The sequence below is a fragment of the Actinomadura alba genome (genome assembly GCF_014323705.1).
In the GTDB taxonomy this organism is placed as follows: Bacteria; Actinomycetota; Actinomycetes; order Streptosporangiales; family Streptosporangiaceae; genus Actinomadura_C; species Actinomadura_C alba.
Window position 1 is genome coordinate 13,529 of the sequence record NZ_JABVEC010000056.1, and the last position, 18,476, is coordinate 32,004.

The window sequence follows — 18,476 nt, forward strand, 5'->3', positions numbered from 1 at the left end:
CCGGAAATAGCCGAAGCGGCCCGCGGCCCGCCCCCTCGTCTGACATTCGGTCGTCCTTTACTGCCGGGGTTCATCGCCGAAACAGGACCTTCGGGTCGCATATCCCTTTCCCCGGCCGGGTAGGTCGACGCCTACCGGCAGATCGGTGAGGAGCGCGCCATGGGACTTCCCCGCTGGATCCGGTCATGGCCGGTCTACCGGCAGCTGACCGGCTCTGATCCGGCCGGGCTCGGGAAGGCGGTGCGCAGCCCTCGCACCGAGGCGTTGAGACCGAGGGTGAGCACCGCCGACAAGGTGGTCAAGTCGGTCTGCCCGTACTGCGCCGTCGGCTGCGGCCAGAACGTGTACGTACGGGACGGGAAGGTCACGCAGATCGAGGGCGACCCGGACTCCCCGATCTCGCGCGGCCGTCTCTGCCCGAAGGGGTCGGCGACCTTGCAGCTCACCACGGGTCCCGCCCGGATGAGCACGGTGCTCTACCGGCGCCCGTACGCCGTGGACTGGGAGCCGCTCGACCTCGACACGGCGATGGACATGATCGCTGACAGGGTGATCTCGGCCCGCCTGCACGGCTGGCAGTGGGAGGACGAGCACGGCGCGCGGGTGCGCCGGACCCTCGGCGTCGCCAGCCTCGGCGGGGCGACGCTCGACAATGAGGAGAACTACCTGATCAAGAAGCTGTTCACCTCGCTCGGCGCCGTGCAGATCGAGAACCAGGCCCGTATTTGACACTCCTCCACCGTCCCCGGTCTGGGGGCCTCGTTCGGTCGTGGCGGCGCCACGAACTTCCAGCAGGACCTGCGGAACTCCGACTGCATCGTCATCCAGGGCTCGAACATGGCCGAGTGCCACCCGGTCGGGTTCCAGTGGGTGATGGAGGCGAAGGCGCGCGGCGCGACGCTGATCCACGTCGACCCCCGCTTCACCCGCACCAGTGCGCTCGCCGACGTGTACGTCCCGCTGCGCGCCGGCAGCGACATCGCCTTCCTCGGCGGCATCGTCAGGTATGTGATCGAGCACGAGAAGTACTTCCGCGACTACGTGCTCGCCTACACCAACGCCGCCACGATCGTGACCGAGGAGTTCCGGGACACCGAGGACCTCGACGGCGTGTTCTCCGGCCTCGATCCCGAGACCCGCACGTACGACTTCGCGACTTGGCGCTACGAGGGCACCCGGGTGCCGCCGGGCCCCGCCGGCGAGCAGGACCAGGACCGCGAGGACCGCGACTCCCGGTTCGAGGCGGCCGCGACCCGGAAGGCTGCGCGCGGTGAGGCGCACGGCGCCGGTGGGGCCGACGTCCCAGGCCGGGCGCGCACCGACGAGACCCTCCGGCATCCCCGCTGCGTGCTGCAGATCGTCAGGCGGCACTTCTCCCGGTACACGCCCGAGATGGTCGAGGAGATCTGCGGTGTCCCGCGGGCGACGTTCCTGCGGGTCTGCGAGCTCATCACCAGCAACTCCGGCCGTGACCGGACGACGGCCTTCGCCTATGCCGTCGGCTGGACCCAGCACACCGTGGGCGTGCAGTACATCCGTACGGCATCGATCCTCCAGTCGCTGCTCGGCAACATCGGCCGGCCCGGCGGCGGGATCCTGGCCCTACGCGGGCACGCGTCCATCCAGGGCTCCACCGACATCCCGACCCTGTTCAACCTGCTGCCGGGCTACATCCCGATGCCGCACGCGCTCGCGAGCCGGGACCTGGAGACCTTCCTCAGGGCCGAGGGGACGGCCAAGGGCTACTGGGGCGACATGCGGTCGTACGTGGTGAGCCTGCTCAAGGCGTGGTGGGGGGACGCCGCCGACGAGTCCACCGACTTCTGCTTCGATCACCTGCCCCGGCTGACCGGCAGCCACGGCACGTACGACACTGTCCTGGCCCAGCTCCACGGGGTCTGCAAGGGCTACTTCCTGATGGGGGAGAACCCGGCGGTGGGCTCGATCAACGCCAGGCTCCAGCGGCTGGGCATGGCGAACCTGGACTGGCTCGTCGTCCGGGACTTCTCGCTGATCGAGAGCGCGACGTGGTGGAAGGACGGGCCTGAGATCGAGACGGGCGAGCTGCGCACCGAGGACATCGGCACCGAGGTGTTCTTCCTGCCCGCCGCCGCGCACACCGAGAAGTCCGGCAGCTTCACCAACACCCAGCGGTTGCTGCAGTGGCACGGCCAGGCCGTCGAACCCGCCGGTGACACGCGCAGCGACCTGTGGTTCACCTACCACCTCGGCAGGCGCATCCGGGAGAAGCTGGCCGACGCCGGCTACCGCGCCCGCATGAACCTGGACGAGGACGAGCGAGCCGTCGACCGCGACCGTCCGGTGCTCGACCTGACCTGGGACTACCCGACGGAAGGCGTACAGGACGAACCGGAGGCCGAGGCGGTGCTGGCCGAGATCAACGGCCGCGACGCCGAGGGCTGGCCGCTCTCCTCGTACGAGCAGCTCGCCGGTGACGGCTCCACCACGTGCGGCTGCTGGATCTACTGCGGCGTCCACGCCGACGGCGTCAACCAGGCCGACCGCCGCAAACCCGGCCAAGAGCAGGACTGGGTGGCCCCCGAGTGGGGCTGGGCGTGGCCGGCGAACCGCAGGATCCTCTACAACCGGGCCTCGGCCGATCCCGAGGGCCGGCCGTGGAGTGAGCGCAAGGCCCTCCTGCGCTGGGACGCCGAGCGGCGCAGGTGGACCGGCCCGGACGTACCCGACTTCCCGGCGACCAGACCGCCGGACTTCCGCCCCGGCCCGGACGCCACCGGCCCGGACGCGCTGGCGGGCGACGACCCGTTCATCATGCAGGCCGATGGCAAGGCCTGGCTCTACGCGCCCGCCGGGGTGGTCGACGGGCCGTTGCCCACGCACTACGAGCCGCAGGAGTCGCCGTTCACCAACGCGCTGTACGGGCAGCAGCGCAATCCCGTACGGCAGATCCTGGACGGCGACCCGGAGTACCTCCATCCGAGCGACGGCGACCCCGGTGCCGAGGTGTTCCCCTACGTCACCACGACCTACCGCCTCACCGAGCACCACACGGCGGGCGGCATGTCCAGGTGGCTGCCCTACCTGTCCGAGCTGCAGCCGGAGTTCTTCTGCGAGGTCTCGCCCGAGCTCGCCCGCGAGCGCGGCCTGGAACACCTCGGCTGGGCCACGATCATCAGCGCCCGGAACGCCATCGAGGCCAGGGTCCTGGTCACCGACCGGGTCCCGCCGATCGACGTTCGGGGACGCCGGCTGCACCAGATCGGGCTGCCGTACCACTGGGGGCCCAACGGCTACTCGACCGGAGACGCCGCCAACGAGCTGTTGCACCTGGTGCTCGATCCCAACACCCACATCCAGGAGGCGAAGGCGCTCACGGTGGACATCAGGCCGGGACGGCGGCCGCGCGGACCCGCGCTCCTCGCCCTCGTCAGCGACTACCGCCGGCGAGCCGGTATCACCGAACAGACCGGGAGAGAGATGTGACGGTCTCCGACCACGACCCCGCGGCGGTCTTCGGGCACGACCCCGCGGCGGTCTTCGGGCACGACCCCGCGGCGGGCGCCGGTTACGTCCCCGGGCACCCGCCCCGGATGGGGTTCTTCACCGACACGTCGGTGTGCATCGGGTGCAAGGCGTGCGAGGTGGCCTGCAAGGAGTGGAACGCGATCCCGGAGGACGGGCTGGTCCTCACCGGGATGTCCTACGACAACTCCGTACGGCTCAGCGCCGACACCTGGCGGCACGTCGCCTTCGTCGAGCAGCGCAGGCCGCCGGTGCCGTGGGGCCCGGGCGGTGACGGCCGCGACGAGCCGACCGACGTGGACGTGCTCGCGGTGGCGGCACTGCCGACGGACACGCCGGGGGAGTGGCCCGGCGCGGCGACGGTGACGGTGCCGCCCGACGGTCCCGGTGCGCCCGGTGAGCTGCGCTGGCTCATGGCCAGCGATGTGTGCAAGCACTGCACGCACGCCGCCTGCCTCGACGTCTGCCCGACCGGCTCGCTGTTCCGTACCGAGTTCGGCACCGTGGTGGTGCAGGAGGACATCTGCAACGGCTGCGGCTACTGCGTCCCGGCCTGCCCGTACGGCGTGATCGACCAGCGCAAGGGCGACGGCCGCGCCTGGAAGTGCACGCTCTGCTATGACCGGATCGGCGACGGGCTCATGCCCGCCTGTGCGCAGGCCTGCCCTACCGAGTCGATCCAGTACGGCCCGCTCGACGAGCTCCGGCAGCGCGCCGACGCCCGGGTGGAGCGGCTGCGCGACGCCGGTGTGCCGGAGGCGCGGCTCTACGGCGACTCGCCGGACGACGGGGTGGGCGGCGCCGGGGCGTTCTTCCTGCTGCTCGACGAGCCGGAGGTGTACGGCCTGCCGCCCGACCCGGTCGTCACGACACGGGACCTGCCGGACATGTGGCGGCACGTCGCCATGGCGGCGGGCGGGCTGGTCGGCGCCACCGCCCTCGCCTGCCTCACCGGCCGCCGGGGGAGGCGCCCATGAACGGCCCGCCGAGGGACCGCGAGCCCACCGCCGGCGGATCGGGGGTGGGCGCCGACGACCGTGCCGGCCCGCCGCGTGACGCCATCCCGGGGTCGACCGGCGATCGCGGCCGACGGCGGCCTGGCGGCCGGGGCGAGCGGCGGATGGTGCCCGGCGCGGAGTTCACCTCCTATTACGGCCTGCCGATCCTCAACGGGCCGGTCTGGCAGGCCCGTGACATCGCCGGCTACTTCTTCCTGGGCGGCCTGGCGGGCGCCTCCTCGGTGCTCGCGGCCGGCGCCGTGCTGACCGGCCGCCCGCAGCTCGCGTACGGTGCCAAGATCGGCGCGACCGGGGCGATCGCCCTGGCCGCCGTCGCGCTCGTGCACGACCTCGGCCGTCCGGAGCGCTTCCTCAACATGCTGCGGGTCGCCAAGCCGACCTCGCCGATGAGCGTCGGCTCGTGGCTGCTCACCGGCTACGGGCCACTGGCCGGCGCGGCCGCCGCGTCGGCGGTCACCGGGCGGCTGCCCGGACTCGGCCTCGCGTCAACCCTGGGCGCCGCGGCCGTGGGCCCGGCCATCGCCGGCTACACCGCCGCGCTCATCTGCGACACCGCCGTGCCCGCGTGGCACGACGCCTACCGCGAGATGCCGTTCGTGTTCGTCGGTTCGGCCGCCGCCGCGGCGGGCGGTCTCGGCCTGGTCACCGCGCCCATCGAGCAGACCCCTCCGGCCCGTGCGCTGGCGCTGGCCGGGACGGCGGCCGAGCTGGTCTCGGTCGAGCTGATGGAGCGCCGGCTCGGCATGGTGGCCGAGCCCTACCGGCGCGGCCGGTCCGGCCGGCTGATGACCGCCGCGAGGCTGCTCGCCTGCGCCGGAGTCGCCGGCGCCTACCTCGGGCGCCGCAGCCGGGCCCTCTCCGCGCTGTCGGGCACGGCGCTGCTGGCAGCCTCGGCCGCCACCCGGTTCGGTGTCTTCGCGGCCGGGGTCGCCTCGGCCGCCGACCCGAAGTACACCGTGGTCCCCCAGCGGGAACGGCTCCGCCGCCGCGCCGAACAGGCGGCCGAGGCGCAGGCCGGGCCCGGCACGACGCGGTAAGGCCGCCGAAGCCGCTAAAGGTTCAACTGATCGGCGTCGTGGTGTTTTCGTACAGGTCGGCGTCCTCGCTCAGTTCGACGAGTTCATCGAGCGCCTCCCGCCGCCGATGCCGTCGTCGATCCTGGTAGTCGAGCAAGTCACGGAGTAGGAGACGGCGGTGTCGGCCCGGCTGTTCAAAGGGAATCTCGCCGTCTTCGAGCAGGCGCACGAGCGTCGGCCGGCTCACGCCCAGCAGGTCCGCGGCCTCCTGCGTCGTGAGGGTCTGATTGTGGGGGGCCACGGTCACCGCCTGGCCGTTGGCCATGGCCGTCACCACGGCACGCAGCACTTCAAAGAGCTCCGGCGGAATCGAGATGTGCTCACCCGACGGACCAACGAGCTTCGCCTGTGATCGCTGTGTACGAGAGAACAGATCAACCAGGTTGTCCAACGGTCCAGCGGGCGGAAGCACGGTCCGCTCTGCGGATTCGGCACTCATCAACGACTCCCTTCGATGACCCAGCATAACCGAAACGAACAAAACGAAACCCGTGAACGTCGGCGTGATCACGCACGTGCTACCCACGAATCCTGTGCACGGGAATCCGTACGCCGACACCGGGTGGGTGGACGGGCCGGTGGTGGAGGCGCGGGGCTTGGTGTAGAGGTGATCCGTCCAGGTTGAGAGCGCGGGCTCGTTCGTTACAGAGGAAGCCATTCGGGGAGGGGTTCGCGGGCGGCGAGCCATTCGGTGGGGATGGGCTCGGGGCCCTGGTGGGCGGCGATGGTACCGCCGACGATTGCGGCCATGGTGTCCATGTCGCCCCCGGCCTCGACGCAGGTTCGTATCGCCGCCTCGTAGTCGTGGAGGTGTGTGGCGATCGTCCAGAGGGCGAACGGGACAGTATCGGGGGCGCTGATACGGGAGCCGTTGCCGAGTTCGACGGCTACCTGGGTGGTGGGGCGATCGAGGAGGTCGAGGGCACGTCGCAGGCCGTCGCGGACCATGCTTTCGGGGGTGTGGTCGAGGGCTACCGCGATCAGGTCGGCACCGGAGAGGGGGCGGCCGCGGTGGGCGGCGGCGTGGGCGGCGGCGACACCGACCGCGATGCCGCCGGCGACCCCCTCCGGGTGGGCGTGGGTGACCTGGGAGGAGGCTGCGGCCTCGGCTGCGGCCCGCTGGAGGTCATCGTAGAAGTAGGCGCCGAGCGGGGCCACGCGCATCGCGCCGCCATTACCCCAGGAACCCTTGCCCTCGAAGAGCTGCGGGGTGATCTCACGCCAGCGGCCGCCGTGTTTGACGTGGTCGATGAACTGCAGCGCCCCCATGCCATAGTCGCGGAAGGGATCGGCGCGCATGGCAAAGGCACGGGCGAGCGCGTCCTGGTCGACCCGGCCGTGCGTGTCGACGATCTCCAGCAGTGAACAGGCCATCTGAGTGTCGTCGGTCCAGGCCCAGGAATCGGCGTGGCCGGGTGATCGTACGACCCACTGCGAGGGGAACGCCTGATTACCGAAGGCGTCGCCCACCGACAGGCCGGTCAGGGCGTCCAGCGCGAGGCCGCGGCGTTGATCGAGTACCATTTCGGGATTGTCGCGTAGGCGGCGTCGGCCCCTCAACTGCGTTTCAGCGGTGTGCGTGCTGGGTGAGGACCTGGGTTACGAGCGGTTTTCGGCATCGGAGATCGGGTGAGTAGCTCGTTCGATCTCGGCCATGGACGCGGGGACCGGGCATGACCATGCTCGACGGCGTCATCGACACTCGTCCGCTGCGGTCGCACCCGGGGTTCCGCCGGCTCTGGATCGGTACGACGACCGCGAGTTTCAGCGGCCAGGTCGCGCTGGTGGCGGTGCTCTACCAGGTCTGGCAGCTCACGCACAGCTCCGCCTGGGTCGGCGTCATCGGCGCCGCGACCGCCGTCCCGACGATCGTCTTCGGGCTGCTCGGCGGTGCCCTCGCCGATGCCGTCGACCGGCGCCGGGTCGTCATGCTCACCAGCACCGGCGCCGTGACCGCGGCGGTCCTCCTCGCCGTCCAGGCCGGTACCGGTGTGCGGTCACTGCCGCTCGTTCTGATCCTCGTAGCGGCGCAGGCGGGGTGTTCGGCCCTGGGAGCGTCGGCTCGCCGCACGTTCGTGCCACGGTTGCTTCCGCGCGAGCAGGTGCCCGCCGGCATCGCCTTGAACCACGTCAGCTTCCAGGCGGCGATGCTGGTCGGACCGGCGGTCGCCGGTCTGGCCATCGCCCACTGGGGGGTGACGTCGGCGTACGTCCTGGACGCCGCGGCCGTCACCGTGTCCCTGTACGGCGTGGCCCGGCTGCCGAGCATGCGACCGGAGGGCGGAACCACGCCAGTCAGCCTGCGGGCGACCTGGGACGGGTGGCGGTTCATCGTCCGGCGACCGGCGTTGAGCGGCTCCCTCGCGACCGACCTCGCGGCGACCGTGCTCGCGATGCCCATCGCGCTCTTCCCCGTCCTCAACGAACAGCGATTCGCCGGAGACCCGCGGACCCTTGGCCTGTTCCTGTCGGCGATCGCGGTCGGCGGCATCGCCGCCGGCCTCACCTCGGGTCTCCTGAGCCGGGCGCCCCGGCCCGGGATCGTCTCGCTGACCGCCGCGGCCACCTGGGGGGCGGCACTCGCGGGCTTCGGCCTCGTCGACACGCTGTTCCCGACCCTCGCGTGCCTCGCCGTCGCGGGAGCCGCGGACACGATCGCCGTCATCTCCCGCGGCACGCTGATCCAACTGGCCACCCCCGACCGCTACCTCGGCCGGGTCAACTCCGTGGAGCACGTCGTCGGCGTCGCGGGACCCGGCATCGGCAACGCCCGCGCCGGAGCGGTGGCCGGCCTCACCTCGGCTTCGACGGCCGCGATCACCGGCGGCCTCGCCTGCGCGCTCACCGTCGCCGTGCTGGCCGCCACCAACCCCGCGCTTCGCCGCTGGAGACACCAGGCCGCGGAACCGGGTGCGGCGACCCCGACCTGACCGAGGGTGCGGCCGCCGCTAATGGTCCACGCGGCTCGGCCCCGTGTACTGAGGATGGGGTGGGTGGCGGCACGGCCCGGGGGCCGGCCGCACCGCCACCGCTCGTCCGGTCTTCCCCTACCGGACGGGGGGTGCGTGCGCCCTGCGGCGCGCGCACGTTCTCGGGCGCCTTCTCGCGTGCCGCCCACCACGTCGGGTCGGTCCAGGAGACGCCCACCGCTATCGGCCGGTGCGGGCGAGGTCGTTCGTCACGACCCGGCCGCCAGCCTGGCCCAGACCCACTTGCCGCTCGGCGTGGTCCGTTGGACACCGCAGTCGGACGCGATCGCCCGCACCAGCGGAAGTCCCCAGCCGCCGTTGTCGTCGAAGTTCTCCGGCGACAGGTCCAGGTCCGCCGGCTCCAGTTCCCTGATCGACCGGACCTCGGGCATGCGCTCACTGGAATCCCACACTCCGAGGAAAACGGTAGAGGGCTCCCGGACGAACCTGATGTGGATCCGTTCCCCAGGGGTCGCCCGGCAGGCATTGACGATCAATTCCGTGGCGACGAGACATGTGTCATGCGCGATCTCCAGCAAGTCCCAGGCGGTGAGCCGGTACTCGATGCGCTTGCGCATCTCGGCCGCCACGTTCCTGGCGGCGAGACACGATACGTCCAGCTCGTCAGCGCTTATTGCCTGCATCTCGCCCGCTCTCCGTCTCTCGTTCGCGGGACAAGAGTCGTGCCGTTCGACTAGTTTTTCGCTGACTCCAGAGTCATTGGAGACAACCAAAAATTCCGGAGAGTAGCCCATGAGCCTCAGACAGTCACTCGACCCGAGATCGTCGATGTGGCACTTACTGGCCTACTACCTGCACTTTCTCAGGGAGAAACACGGTCTCTCCTGTGCCGGAGCGGGCAGGATCGCGAAGGCGGCGCGGCAGACTGTCTCTCACTGGGAGGCGGGCAGGCTCACGCCTTCCGAGGACCAGGTCGCGGCGCTGGACCGGGAATACGGAACCGGCGGCCTGCTCAGCCTCCTGCTCTACCACGCCAAGACCGGCCATGATCCCGACTGGCTGAGGACCCACCTGGAGCTCGAGTTGAGAGCCTCGGTGCTCAAGATCTACGAGCTGGGATGGGTGCCCGGCCTGCTCCAGACCGAGGACTACGCCCGTGCGTTGTTCGTCCCCACGGGATTGAAGGATGTGGAGGGGCAAGTCGCCCAGCGCATGGAGCGTCAGCAGATCCTTGGTAGGGAGGATCCGCCGATGTTGTGGGTGCTGCTCGCCGAACCGGTGCTCGAATGGCAGGTGGGCGGAGCCGAGGTCATGCGAAACCAACTGACCCGGCTGCTGGAGATCTCGGAACTGCCGAACGTCGTGCTGCGGATCGTCCCCAAAACTGCCGGCGCTCATATGGGCCTCAACGGTAGTTTCAAGATCATGAAAGTTTCCGGCGTGGATCTCGTGTATACGGAGGCCCTGGGCGGTGGCAGACTGGCACAGGGTTCCCCGGAGGTGGAGGCCTACGAGGAATGGCACGACCGCATCGGGGCGGTGGCACTTCCCATCGACTCCTCGCGGGATCTCATCGCCGGCAAGTTGGAGATCAGCAAATGACGGAGTGGCGCAAGTCCAGCCGTAGCGGCAACCTGGAGAACAGCGACTGTGTGGAGGTCGCCGGCCTCACCGGCGCCATCGGAATTCGGGACAGCAAGGCCCCCGACGCCGGGCACATTCGCATCTCTGCGGAGAGTTTCGCCGACCTGCTGATCCGCGTGAAGCAGGACGCGCTGGATCTTTAGCGAAGGCTGTACCGCGGACCTCTGCGAGAGCGACCGGGCCCGGGTTGGGAAGAACCCGTCCCGGGCCCGGATGCTGTCAGGTCACGGGGTGCCGGGAAGCCGGAGACCGATCACGACCGGGTCGTGGTCGGAGGCCCGGTAGGCGTCCGGGGCGTACAACCCGGGCGGGTTGAACTCGGTGTTGTAGTCCAGGATCAGCGGCTCGTCGCTGTTGATGTGCCAGATCGACGCACCGGACACGAACTTCGACAGGTTCCGGGCGGCGAGCACGTGGTCGAGCTCGCCGGACTGCCCGTCGAAGACGTACTCTACGCCCAGACGGCCTCGGCGATGAGTCGTCTCACCATCGATCACGTTCAGACCAGCGGTCACCAAGTACATCTGCACCTGGGGCACGAACCCGTCGTGCTCCCCGAACCGCTCGATACCCTGGCCATGCAGGTCGTCGCAGCCCGGCATGGCCACGCCATCATCGGCGACCAGGGAACCTCTCCCTGGCTGTTCCCCGGCGGCCAGCCCGGCCGTCCCATCAGCGCCTTCCGCATGGCCGAACGGCTCCGCCAACTCGGCATCCACGCCGGCCGCCCGCTCTGCAGCCCTGTTCCACCTCGCCACCGAGCTGCCCGCCGCGGTCCTCGCCCGGATGCTCGGCATCCACATCGCGGTCGCCGTCACCTGGCAACGCGCCTCCGCCGGAGACCGGACCACCTATGCCGCCGAAGTCAGCCGACGGAATCCCACACACTGAGACGATGCCGAGACACGAGACGCAAATCCCGCTCGCCGCTACCCAGCACAAAGCCGAGGCTGTTGTTGTGGATCTACCACCTGAACTGTGGGAACGGCTGGAACAGCTCCAGTCCGCCGCCGTTCTCGCCCAGGACATCTCCGACCTCTTCCTGGACCGGGTGTTCCCCGGCGAGCCGGTTTGGATCGCCTGTGACCTCCTCGTCGCGGGAATCGAAACACCGGCAGTAATCGCTCTTGCCTGCGAATCGCCGACCCAGCTCACATTGCGAGAAGGAGAACCGCTCGTCCGGCAGCTCTTGAGCGAACTTGCCGTCGAACACATGGACATCCACCAAGCCGGCTGGATCGCAGCACGTGACATCGCCCGCGAGATAGAGACCGCAGCGCTCGATGCGGAAAACGGGGCCCACCTTCTGCTCGGCCTCTGGCACGCATGCCAGCAACCCAAAGAGATGAGCCCGCTCCCCAGCGCACTGAACGACTGGGAATGCACCCCACCCCAGTACCGAGACCACGGACGGTTCAGCACGACGATCCGAACACTCGCGCGGACCATCATCCAGGCTGCCCCTGCCCAAATCGCCCGGCACCAGCCATCGAACGAGAAGGGCCGATGACGGAGGTATTCAGAGAGTTCCAACATCTGAGTCCGCCAGAGCACGTCCACGCCACGCATGTCGAAGCCGCCTGGACGCGAGATGATCCATCCCGGGCGCGGCGGCGTCGCCGGGCCGGAGGCCGTCCTGGACGAGGGCGACCTCCGGCCCGCGCGGTCATGGATCGACCAGCCGTCCACCACCGGTTATGACGACAGAAGGAGCCAAGGCAGGCGCGGAAGCGCGTGAGCCCGGGCGGCCGCCCGGGCCGCGGGCCCGCTCAAGAGTGAGCCGGTGATCCACTCAGCAGAGGTTGAGAAAACCACCCGGTCCTCACTGTTGACGACGACGATCTCGCCCGTAGAGTCCCCGAGGTGGTGCAGGACCAGCGTCTCGAACCGGGTGATCGGCACATCGGCGCCGGCGACCCCGAGGAACTGGCCGTCCACCTCGACCGGCACCGTGAGGGTCAGCAGGTAGCGGTCCGTGCCGTGCACGTCGACGTAGGGGCCGACGATGTGCCGCTCCCGCGTCTGCCGTGGGACGGCGAACCACTTGGCGGCCGCGTAATCGTAGAAGCCCAGGCTCTCTGGGTGCAGGTCGACCTCCAGGCGCTGCGGCTCCTCGCGGGCGGCCTCCAACTGCCACCACTCGAGTCGGAGCGGATGCCCGGGCAGGAGCCCTGGCTCGACGATCAGGCCCATGCCGACGGCCAGCTCACCCTCGCGCTGGAGCAGTTCGAGGATGTCGGGCGCGAGCAGGCCCAGGGTGGTGTCCGTCAACTCGGCACCCTCTGCCCGCGCCGCTTCGTGGCACTCCACCATGAGGTCGCGAACCTCGGTCACACTCTCGAAGATCCGCTCGATGACCTCTCCGATCACACGCGCTGCCTCCGGTGGATGGGAACTCCTAGCCATCATGGGCCCGTCACCCCCTCTGGCGTCGGCGGGTCAGCTCGATGTGCTGTGCGATCAGCACCTGGGTGTCCTCGGCCAACTGCACCTCGGTCAGCTCCCTCGCTAGGCGCGAGTCCCGGCCGGCTATCGCCTCGGCTACGGCTTCCCGGTCGGCCGCGAGCCGCGAGCGCCGGGCCGGGTCGTCGCCCGTCAAGCACCAGGACAACGGAGCGAGCTCCGCTTGAAGACCGATCTCCTGCTTGGTGAGCCGCACCGACTGGGCCGCGGCCGCGACTTCGATGAAGAACCTGCCGTCGATCCGGTGCAACTCCGCCTCGTCCTGTAACTCCCCCACCTTGACCGCGAGCGAGCGGAGTCGCACGATCTCGGTCGCGGAGGCGCGCTGCGCCGCAAGCTGTGCGGCGGTACCCGCCACCGCCATGTGCACATCGCCGAGGTCCCGCAGTTCGGATACGCCGACCTCGGCCAGCCGCTGCCGGGACAACTCGGCCAACGCAACCGGGCTGGCCCTGACGAAGCTGCCCCCGGTGCGGCCGCGCCGGGTCTCGACAAGGCCCTTGGCGCGCAGGTCGGAGAGTGCGTCGCGCAGCGTTATCGTCGAGACGTTCATCGACAGCGCGAGCTCCTGCTCCGACGGCAGTTGCTCGCCATCGCCGATGAGGCCCATTGCTATTGCGCCGGCCAGTCGCCGGGCGACCGCCTCCCCTCGACCCCAGCTGTCGTCGAGGGGGGCAAAGACGACACGACGGGCAGCATCGGACAGCATCCCGACCACGTTTCCCTCTCCTCGTTCCACTGACCCCCCCCTTGAGAGAATACATCTAGACCTATATGTTTCCTGCCCAGTGCGTGATGCCCATCACTCTCCCCGGCGCAGGAGGCCAGGCATGACTCAGCCCCACGAACCGCCCATCCGGCCGGACTCGCTCTCCGGCCCGTTCACCCCGGGCATGCGGGACAACGCCGACGACCTCGCCTCGATGCCGGACGAGATCGCACGGCCGTTCGAGCTTGCCGATGGGTCCTCACCGAGCCAGGAGTTCGCCGAGCAATGGCGCAACGCCTCGTACAACTGCTTCTCGTCAGGGCACAAGTTCTGCCGCGAGGTATGCCCGGTCATGCAGGTCACCCGCAACGAGTCGTGGACGCCCACTGCGTTCCACGCCAACGTGGTGGCGATGGAGAGGGGCGAACTCGAGGTCGCCGACGTCGCCGCCGACTACGTCAACTGCACCCAGTGCGGCGCGTGCGAACTCCGGTGTCCCAACACGCTGTTCACCGGTGACTTCTACAAGTTCCGCACCCGCACGGTCGACGTGGTGAAGGCGGTCCGCGCCTTCGCGGTGGAGAGCGCCGTACATCAACCGCAGTGGAAGCTGTGGAATGAGCGCACGAACGAGCGCACCCACGAGCCGGTACTCGGGCAGACGCCGGTCAGCCAGGAGCGTGTGCGCGACTGGGCCGACGGCCTGGACCTGCCGGTCGGTGGCGAGACGGTGCTCTTCGTCGACTGCGAGGCCGCCTTCTACCGCACGTCCGTGCCCCGCGCAGTCGCCCAGGTCCTGCGGCTGGCCGGCTACGAGTTCGGCCTAATGGGCGAGCAATGGTGTTGCGGCGGGCCGGCCGCCGAGATGGGCTACGTCGAGCAGGCCAAGCGCTTCGCCCAGCACAATCTGGACAACTGGCGTTCGACCGGCACCAAGCGGGTCCTGGTCCTGGACCCGCACGACTACATCACGTTCACCGAGGACTACCCCAAGTACTTCGGAGCGGACTATGACATCGAGATCGTTCTCGTCGTGGAGTTGCTGGCCGAGCTGATCCGGGGTGGGCGGATCACGCCGTCGGTGCCGGTCGAGCGGACGATCACCTACCACGACCCCTGCCGCCTCAACAAGCGCAAGGGCATCTGGAAGGAGCCCCGCGAGATCCTGCGGGCCATCCCGGGCCTGGACTTCCGCGACGTCGACCGGGTGACCCAGTGGTCGTACTGCTCGGGCGGCGGCGGGGGGCTACCTGTCGAGAAGCCCGAGTTGACCGCCGCCATCAGCGCCAACCGGCTCGACCAGGCATCGGCGCTTGAGGTCGACACCCTCGTGAGCGCCTGCCCGTGGTCGGAGCGTCCGTTGAGCAAGGCCGGTGACGACACCGACATCGACGTCGTCGACATCCACGAACTGCTCGCAGAGTCGCTCGGCATCACCGTCGGCGGCAGTCGCGGCGAGATCGGTGACAGGAGGGGAAGGTCGCGATGACCATTCAGGCCGAACGGATCGACGAGGTCGTTGCCGCGCTGCGCACCGTCCTTCGCGACGACCAGATCCTCACCTCGAAGGCCGACCGCCTCAACCGGGCCCGCGTGCCGGCACCGTTCCCCGTTCACCGGTGGGCCGAGCGGCTGCCCGACCTGGCCGTCCTCCCGGTGAGCACAGCGGAGGTCGCCGCCGTCGTGCGGATCGCCAACGACCTTCGGGTGCCGGTGGTGCCCCGTGACGGCGGGACGGGACTCACCGACGGGGCGGTCCCGCTGCGCGGCGGCATCCTCCTCGACGTGAAGCGGATGAACCAGGTCAAGGAGCTCGACCTCGAGAACCGCACGGTCACGGTCGGCACCGGCATCAACATGCTCAAGCTGAACGAGCAGCTCGGGAAGCACGGCCTGTTCTACCCCGACGACCCCGCGTCCTACCCGTGTTCGCTGGTGGGCGGACGGATCGGCACCAGCGGCTGGTCGCTCATCGGCGCCCGCTACGGCCACACCCGCGACCTCGTGCTGAGCTTCGACCACGTGCTGCCCACCGGCGAGGTCATCCACGTGGGCGACGGCATCGGACACAAGATCAGCAAGTCCTCCAGCGGATACCAGCTCAAGCACCTGCTCATGGGGCACCAGGGCACGCTCGGCATCGCGACCGAGGCGACCCTGAAGCTCTACCCGAAGCCCGAGGCCGAGCTTTCGCCGTTCTGGGCGTTCGACAACTATGACGACGCCTATCGGTGCGTCGGCGCCCTCGCCCGTGCCGGCGTGGCCACCTTCGCCGGTGCCGTGCTCTTCGACGAGTACAAGGTCGCCTACCTTCGCCGCGACGATGAGGCCTACATTCCCCAGCCCGGTGACGTGCGTGCCCTCGTCTGTGCCGTGATGTACGGGTATGAGGACGAGGTCAGGCCCGCCGGGCGCCGCCTCTTCCGGATCGCCAGGGAGCACGGCGCCCGCTACCTCGGCGACGAGATCTCCGAGGGCGACTGGGCCGCCCGGCACGACCGCTACGCCACGCCCCTGCACGGCCGGACCAAGGCAGGTCAGGTCGTGCCGATGAGCTGGCACTGCGAGGACGCGGCCATCAACTACACGAACCTGCCCGCCGTGACCAAGGCCTGGCACGAGATCGTCGCGGACCTGCGGCGCCGGACCGACGTCTTCGACGACTGGGGCATGTTCGCCTACACCTCGGCCGACACCGGAGTGGACTACCTCACCGAGATCGACGTGGGGATCTGGGAGCAGCAGCTCGACGACCGCGCCTGGGAGCTGTGGGTGAACGCGAAGCGGGACATCGCCGCGGTGGCACTGGCCCACCAGGGTTCGATCAGCGCGTGCCACGGCTCCTGCCGCGAGGGAGAGGTGGACCTGGTGCCCGACGAGCTCGGCCGGGGCTTCGACCTGATGCTCGACGTCAAGCGGTCCCTCGACCCCAACAACATCATGAACCCCGGCAAGTACCACCTTGACCGGGCGTACGACTCAGGAATCCGCCCATGAGCGACCAGCAGGTACCGGACACCACCACCACGTCCAACAGCGGGACGGTGGGTTACCGCTACGCCGAGCAGCACTCCCCGCCCCCGGCGGAGCGGGTCACAGACGTCGCGATCACGACCTTCGAGCACGTCTTCGAGGTCGACCCCCGGCTCATGGAGCGCTGGGTGCTGCAGCAGGAGTTCCCCAACTGGGACAGCCTGCGGATCATGAACAGCCGCCACGACCACCTCGACTGGATGCACCGTCACTTCGCGGAGCGCGTGGTCACCGGCTCCGAGCTCCTCGCAGAGATCGAGACCGAGCAGCCCGCCGGAGGGCAGCGATGACAGGTGAGGCCGCCCGCGACCGCGACGCCGAGCACCTCTCCTCGCTCGGCTACGAGTCGAAGTTCCGCCGTGAGATGAGCCCCTGGGCCAACTTCGCCCTCGGCTTCACCTACCTCTCGCCGGTCGTCGGCATCTACACCCTGTTCGCCTTCGGACTCATGGCCGGGGGGCCGGCCATGATCTGGTGGCTGGTCATCGTCGGGCTCGGCCAGCTGCTCGTGGCCCTCGTCTTCGGCGAGGTCGTCTCCCAGTACCCCGTGGCAGGTGGCGTCTACCCCTGGGCGCGCAGGCTCTGGGGACGCAAGTGGGCGTGGATGACGGGCTGGGTCTACCTGGTCGCCCTGCTGACAACGATCGCGGCCGTCGTCTACGGCTCCGGCCCATACCTGGCGCAGCTGCTGAGCTTCGCCCCTGGCACCGCGTCCACGATCACCTGCGCGCTGATCCTGCTCGGCATCGCGCTGGCCATCAACATGATGGGCACGAAGTGGCTGGCCTACGCCGCGATGATCGGCTTCACCGCCGAGCTCCTCGGGGCCCTGGCGGTCGGCTCGTGGCTGCTGCTCACCGAGCGGCACCACGGTCTGGGCGCCGTCTTCAGCACCGAGGGCGCCGGCGGCGACGGCGGCTATTTCGCGGCGTTCACGGCCGCCGCCCTCATCGGCATCTTCCAGTACTACGGCTTCGAGGCCTGCGGCGACGTCGCGGAAGAGGTTCCCGACCCCACTCGACGGATCCCCAAGGCCATGCGCATGACGATCTACGTCGGCGGCGCGGCGGCGATCTTCGTCTGCTTGTCGCTGCTGTTGGCCGTCAGCGACTACGCCGCCGTCATCGGCGGGCAGGACCCCGATCCGGTCACCAGCGTGCTGCACGCAGCCTTCGGTGAGGAAGGAACCAAGGTCGTCCTGATCGTCGTGATGCTCTCGTTCCTCTCCTGCACATTGAGCCTGATGGCCGCCGCCAGCCGCCTCATGTACGCCTACGCCCGCGACGACATGATCATGGGTTCGCACCTGCTGCGGAAGTTCGACGAGACGCGGCACGTGCCCCCCTACACGATGCTGGTCGGCGCAGCGGTGCCGGCAGTGATCGTGCTCGGGTCGATCTTCTCGACGAAGGCCCTGACCTCGATCATCTCGTTCGCCACGCTGGGCATCTACCTCGGCTTTCACATGGTCACGTTCGCGGCGCTCCGGGCCCGCCTCAAGGGCTGGGTCCCGAGCGGCCCGTTCAACCTCGGCCGGTGGGGGATGGCCGTCAACGTGATCGCCCTGGCCTACGGCGTGCTCGCAATGATCAACATGGCCTGGCCCCGAACGCCGGACGCACCGTGGTACGACAACTGGCTCGTCGCACTCTCGGCCGCCGTCGGTGTCGGGATCGGCGCGATCTACCTGACCGTCGCCCGTCGCCACGAGCGCAGCGACGCCGCCCACGGAGACGCGGCCTCTGGGCGGCCCGGCACCAGCCCGGAGCGGATTCTGGACTGACTCGCGGCTGGGCCCGAATATCGTGATGCGCCTCGCGTTTTCCGGACAGCTGCTTAGCCGAGCCTTGAGTGGCGAGCACGACGCGCGTGCTCACGGGTCGGGGTATCACCGGCGCCATCGGAATTCGGGACAGCAAGGCCCCCGACGCCGGGCACCCTTCGCATCTCGGCCGAGAGCTTCGCCGACCTGCTGACCCGCGTGAAGCAGGACGCGCTGGATCTTTAGCGAAGGCTGTACCGCGGACATCTGCGAGAGCGACCGGGCCCGGGGCGGGAAGAACCCGTCCCGGGCCCGGAGGCCGTCAGGTCACGGGGC

At 69.5% G+C, this 18,476-nt stretch carries 17 protein-coding genes; 11 read left to right on the forward strand and 6 right to left on the reverse strand.

The genetic code is table 11. The features are described from left to right. The first annotated feature begins 159 nt into the window (after nucleotides 1-159). The 3 genes from fdh to nrfD all read left to right on the forward strand — a co-directional run bounded on the left by fdh (nucleotide 160) and on the right by nrfD (nucleotide 5,560). Complete coding sequence (gene fdh, locus HKK74_RS37120) at nucleotides 160-3,465, forward strand: formate dehydrogenase (protein WP_246492365.1); 3,306 nt, start codon at nucleotides 160-162, stop codon at nucleotides 3,463-3,465. 107 nt (nucleotides 3,466-3,572) lie between these two features. After that, the gene (locus HKK74_RS37125; RefSeq protein WP_187248133.1) at nucleotides 3,573-4,481 is read left to right on the forward strand and encodes a 4Fe-4S dicluster domain-containing protein; all 909 of its coding nucleotides are present in this window, start codon (nucleotides 3,573-3,575) and stop codon (nucleotides 4,479-4,481) included. Then, nucleotides 4,478-5,560, forward strand: a complete 1,083-nt coding sequence (gene nrfD / locus HKK74_RS37130) for an NrfD/PsrC family molybdoenzyme membrane anchor subunit (protein ID WP_187248119.1) — start codon at nucleotides 4,478-4,480, stop codon at nucleotides 5,558-5,560. Before HKK74_RS37125 ends, nrfD begins: the two co-directional genes overlap by 4 nt. Nucleotides 5,561-5,582: 22 nt before the next feature. Here the strand turns inward: nrfD and HKK74_RS37135 are convergent, their stop codons facing one another. Together HKK74_RS37135 and HKK74_RS37140 are read right to left on the reverse strand one after the other, a co-directional pair. Continuing rightward, nucleotides 5,583-6,038 (reverse strand): helix-turn-helix domain-containing protein, encoded by a 456-nt coding sequence (locus HKK74_RS37135; protein ID WP_187248120.1) that lies wholly within the window; start codon nucleotides 6,036-6,038, stop codon nucleotides 5,583-5,585. A 203-nt stretch (nucleotides 6,039-6,241) separates the two neighbouring features. Continuing rightward, nucleotides 6,242-7,123, reverse strand: coding sequence for an ADP-ribosylglycohydrolase family protein (locus tag HKK74_RS37140; RefSeq protein ID WP_187248121.1), 882 nt, complete (start codon nucleotides 7,121-7,123; stop codon nucleotides 6,242-6,244). Between the two features lie 149 nt (nucleotides 7,124-7,272). Between HKK74_RS37140 and HKK74_RS37145 the strand changes: the two genes are divergently transcribed. Then, a complete protein-coding gene (locus tag HKK74_RS37145) occupies nucleotides 7,273-8,529 on the forward strand; it encodes an MFS transporter (protein WP_187248122.1) in 1,257 nt (418 codons plus the stop codon). Between the two features lie 248 nt (nucleotides 8,530-8,777). On the opposite strand, the gene HKK74_RS37150 is transcribed toward HKK74_RS37145, so the two are convergent. Next, the gene (locus HKK74_RS37150) at nucleotides 8,778-9,212 is read right to left on the reverse strand and encodes an ATP-binding protein (protein ID WP_187248123.1); all 435 of its coding nucleotides are present in this window, start codon (nucleotides 9,210-9,212) and stop codon (nucleotides 8,778-8,780) included. Nucleotides 9,213-9,321: 109 nt separating this feature from the next. Between HKK74_RS37150 and HKK74_RS37155 the strand changes: the two genes are divergently transcribed. Then, entirely contained in the window at nucleotides 9,322-10,131 is an 810-nt protein-coding gene (locus HKK74_RS37155; protein WP_187248124.1) for a helix-turn-helix domain-containing protein, read from the forward strand. Further along, entirely contained in the window at nucleotides 10,128-10,316 is a 189-nt protein-coding gene (locus HKK74_RS37160; RefSeq protein ID WP_187248125.1) for a DUF397 domain-containing protein, read from the forward strand. The genes HKK74_RS37155 and HKK74_RS37160 overlap by 4 nt, the downstream gene beginning before the upstream one ends. An 81-nt stretch (nucleotides 10,317-10,397) precedes the next feature. Here HKK74_RS37160 and HKK74_RS37165 read toward each other — a convergent pair whose 3' ends face one another. After that, entirely contained in the window at nucleotides 10,398-10,991 is a 594-nt protein-coding gene (locus HKK74_RS37165; protein ID WP_187248126.1) for a hypothetical protein, read from the reverse strand. Between the two features lie 77 nt (nucleotides 10,992-11,068). Between HKK74_RS37165 and HKK74_RS37170 the strand changes: the two genes are divergently transcribed. Next, on the forward strand, nucleotides 11,069-11,683 hold the full coding sequence (locus HKK74_RS37170) for a hypothetical protein (RefSeq protein ID WP_187248127.1): 615 nt from the start codon (nucleotides 11,069-11,071) through the stop codon (nucleotides 11,681-11,683). Nucleotides 11,684-11,868: 185 nt separating this feature from the next. Here the strand turns inward: HKK74_RS37170 and HKK74_RS37175 are convergent, their stop codons facing one another. Beyond that, complete coding sequence (locus tag HKK74_RS37175) at nucleotides 11,869-12,543, reverse strand: cache domain-containing protein (RefSeq protein ID WP_187248128.1); 675 nt, start codon at nucleotides 12,541-12,543, stop codon at nucleotides 11,869-11,871. 46 nt (nucleotides 12,544-12,589) lie between these two features. Continuing rightward, on the reverse strand, nucleotides 12,590-13,375 hold the full coding sequence (locus HKK74_RS37180) for a FadR/GntR family transcriptional regulator (protein WP_222723205.1): 786 nt from the start codon (nucleotides 13,373-13,375) through the stop codon (nucleotides 12,590-12,592). 91 nt (nucleotides 13,376-13,466) lie between these two features. Between HKK74_RS37180 and HKK74_RS37185 the strand changes: the two genes are divergently transcribed. From HKK74_RS37185 to HKK74_RS37200, 4 genes are read left to right on the forward strand one after another with little or no spacing between them, the layout of a single operon-like run. Then, nucleotides 13,467-14,834, forward strand: coding sequence for a (Fe-S)-binding protein (locus tag HKK74_RS37185; protein WP_222723206.1), 1,368 nt, complete (start codon nucleotides 13,467-13,469; stop codon nucleotides 14,832-14,834). Continuing rightward, nucleotides 14,831-16,342 carry an FAD-binding oxidoreductase gene (locus tag HKK74_RS37190; protein WP_187248129.1) on the forward strand — a complete coding sequence of 504 codons (1,512 nt, stop codon included), beginning with the start codon at nucleotides 14,831-14,833 and terminating at the stop codon, nucleotides 16,340-16,342. Before HKK74_RS37185 ends, HKK74_RS37190 begins: the two co-directional genes overlap by 4 nt. Then, nucleotides 16,339-16,668: a hypothetical protein gene (locus tag HKK74_RS37195; protein ID WP_187248130.1), complete on the forward strand. Its 330-nt coding sequence runs from the start codon at nucleotides 16,339-16,341 to the stop codon at nucleotides 16,666-16,668. Before HKK74_RS37190 ends, HKK74_RS37195 begins: the two co-directional genes overlap by 4 nt. Beyond that, a complete protein-coding gene (locus HKK74_RS37200) occupies nucleotides 16,665-18,161 on the forward strand; it encodes an APC family permease (protein WP_187248131.1) in 1,497 nt (498 codons plus the stop codon). The genes HKK74_RS37195 and HKK74_RS37200 overlap by 4 nt, the downstream gene beginning before the upstream one ends. Nucleotides 18,162-18,476 lie beyond the last annotated feature (315 nt).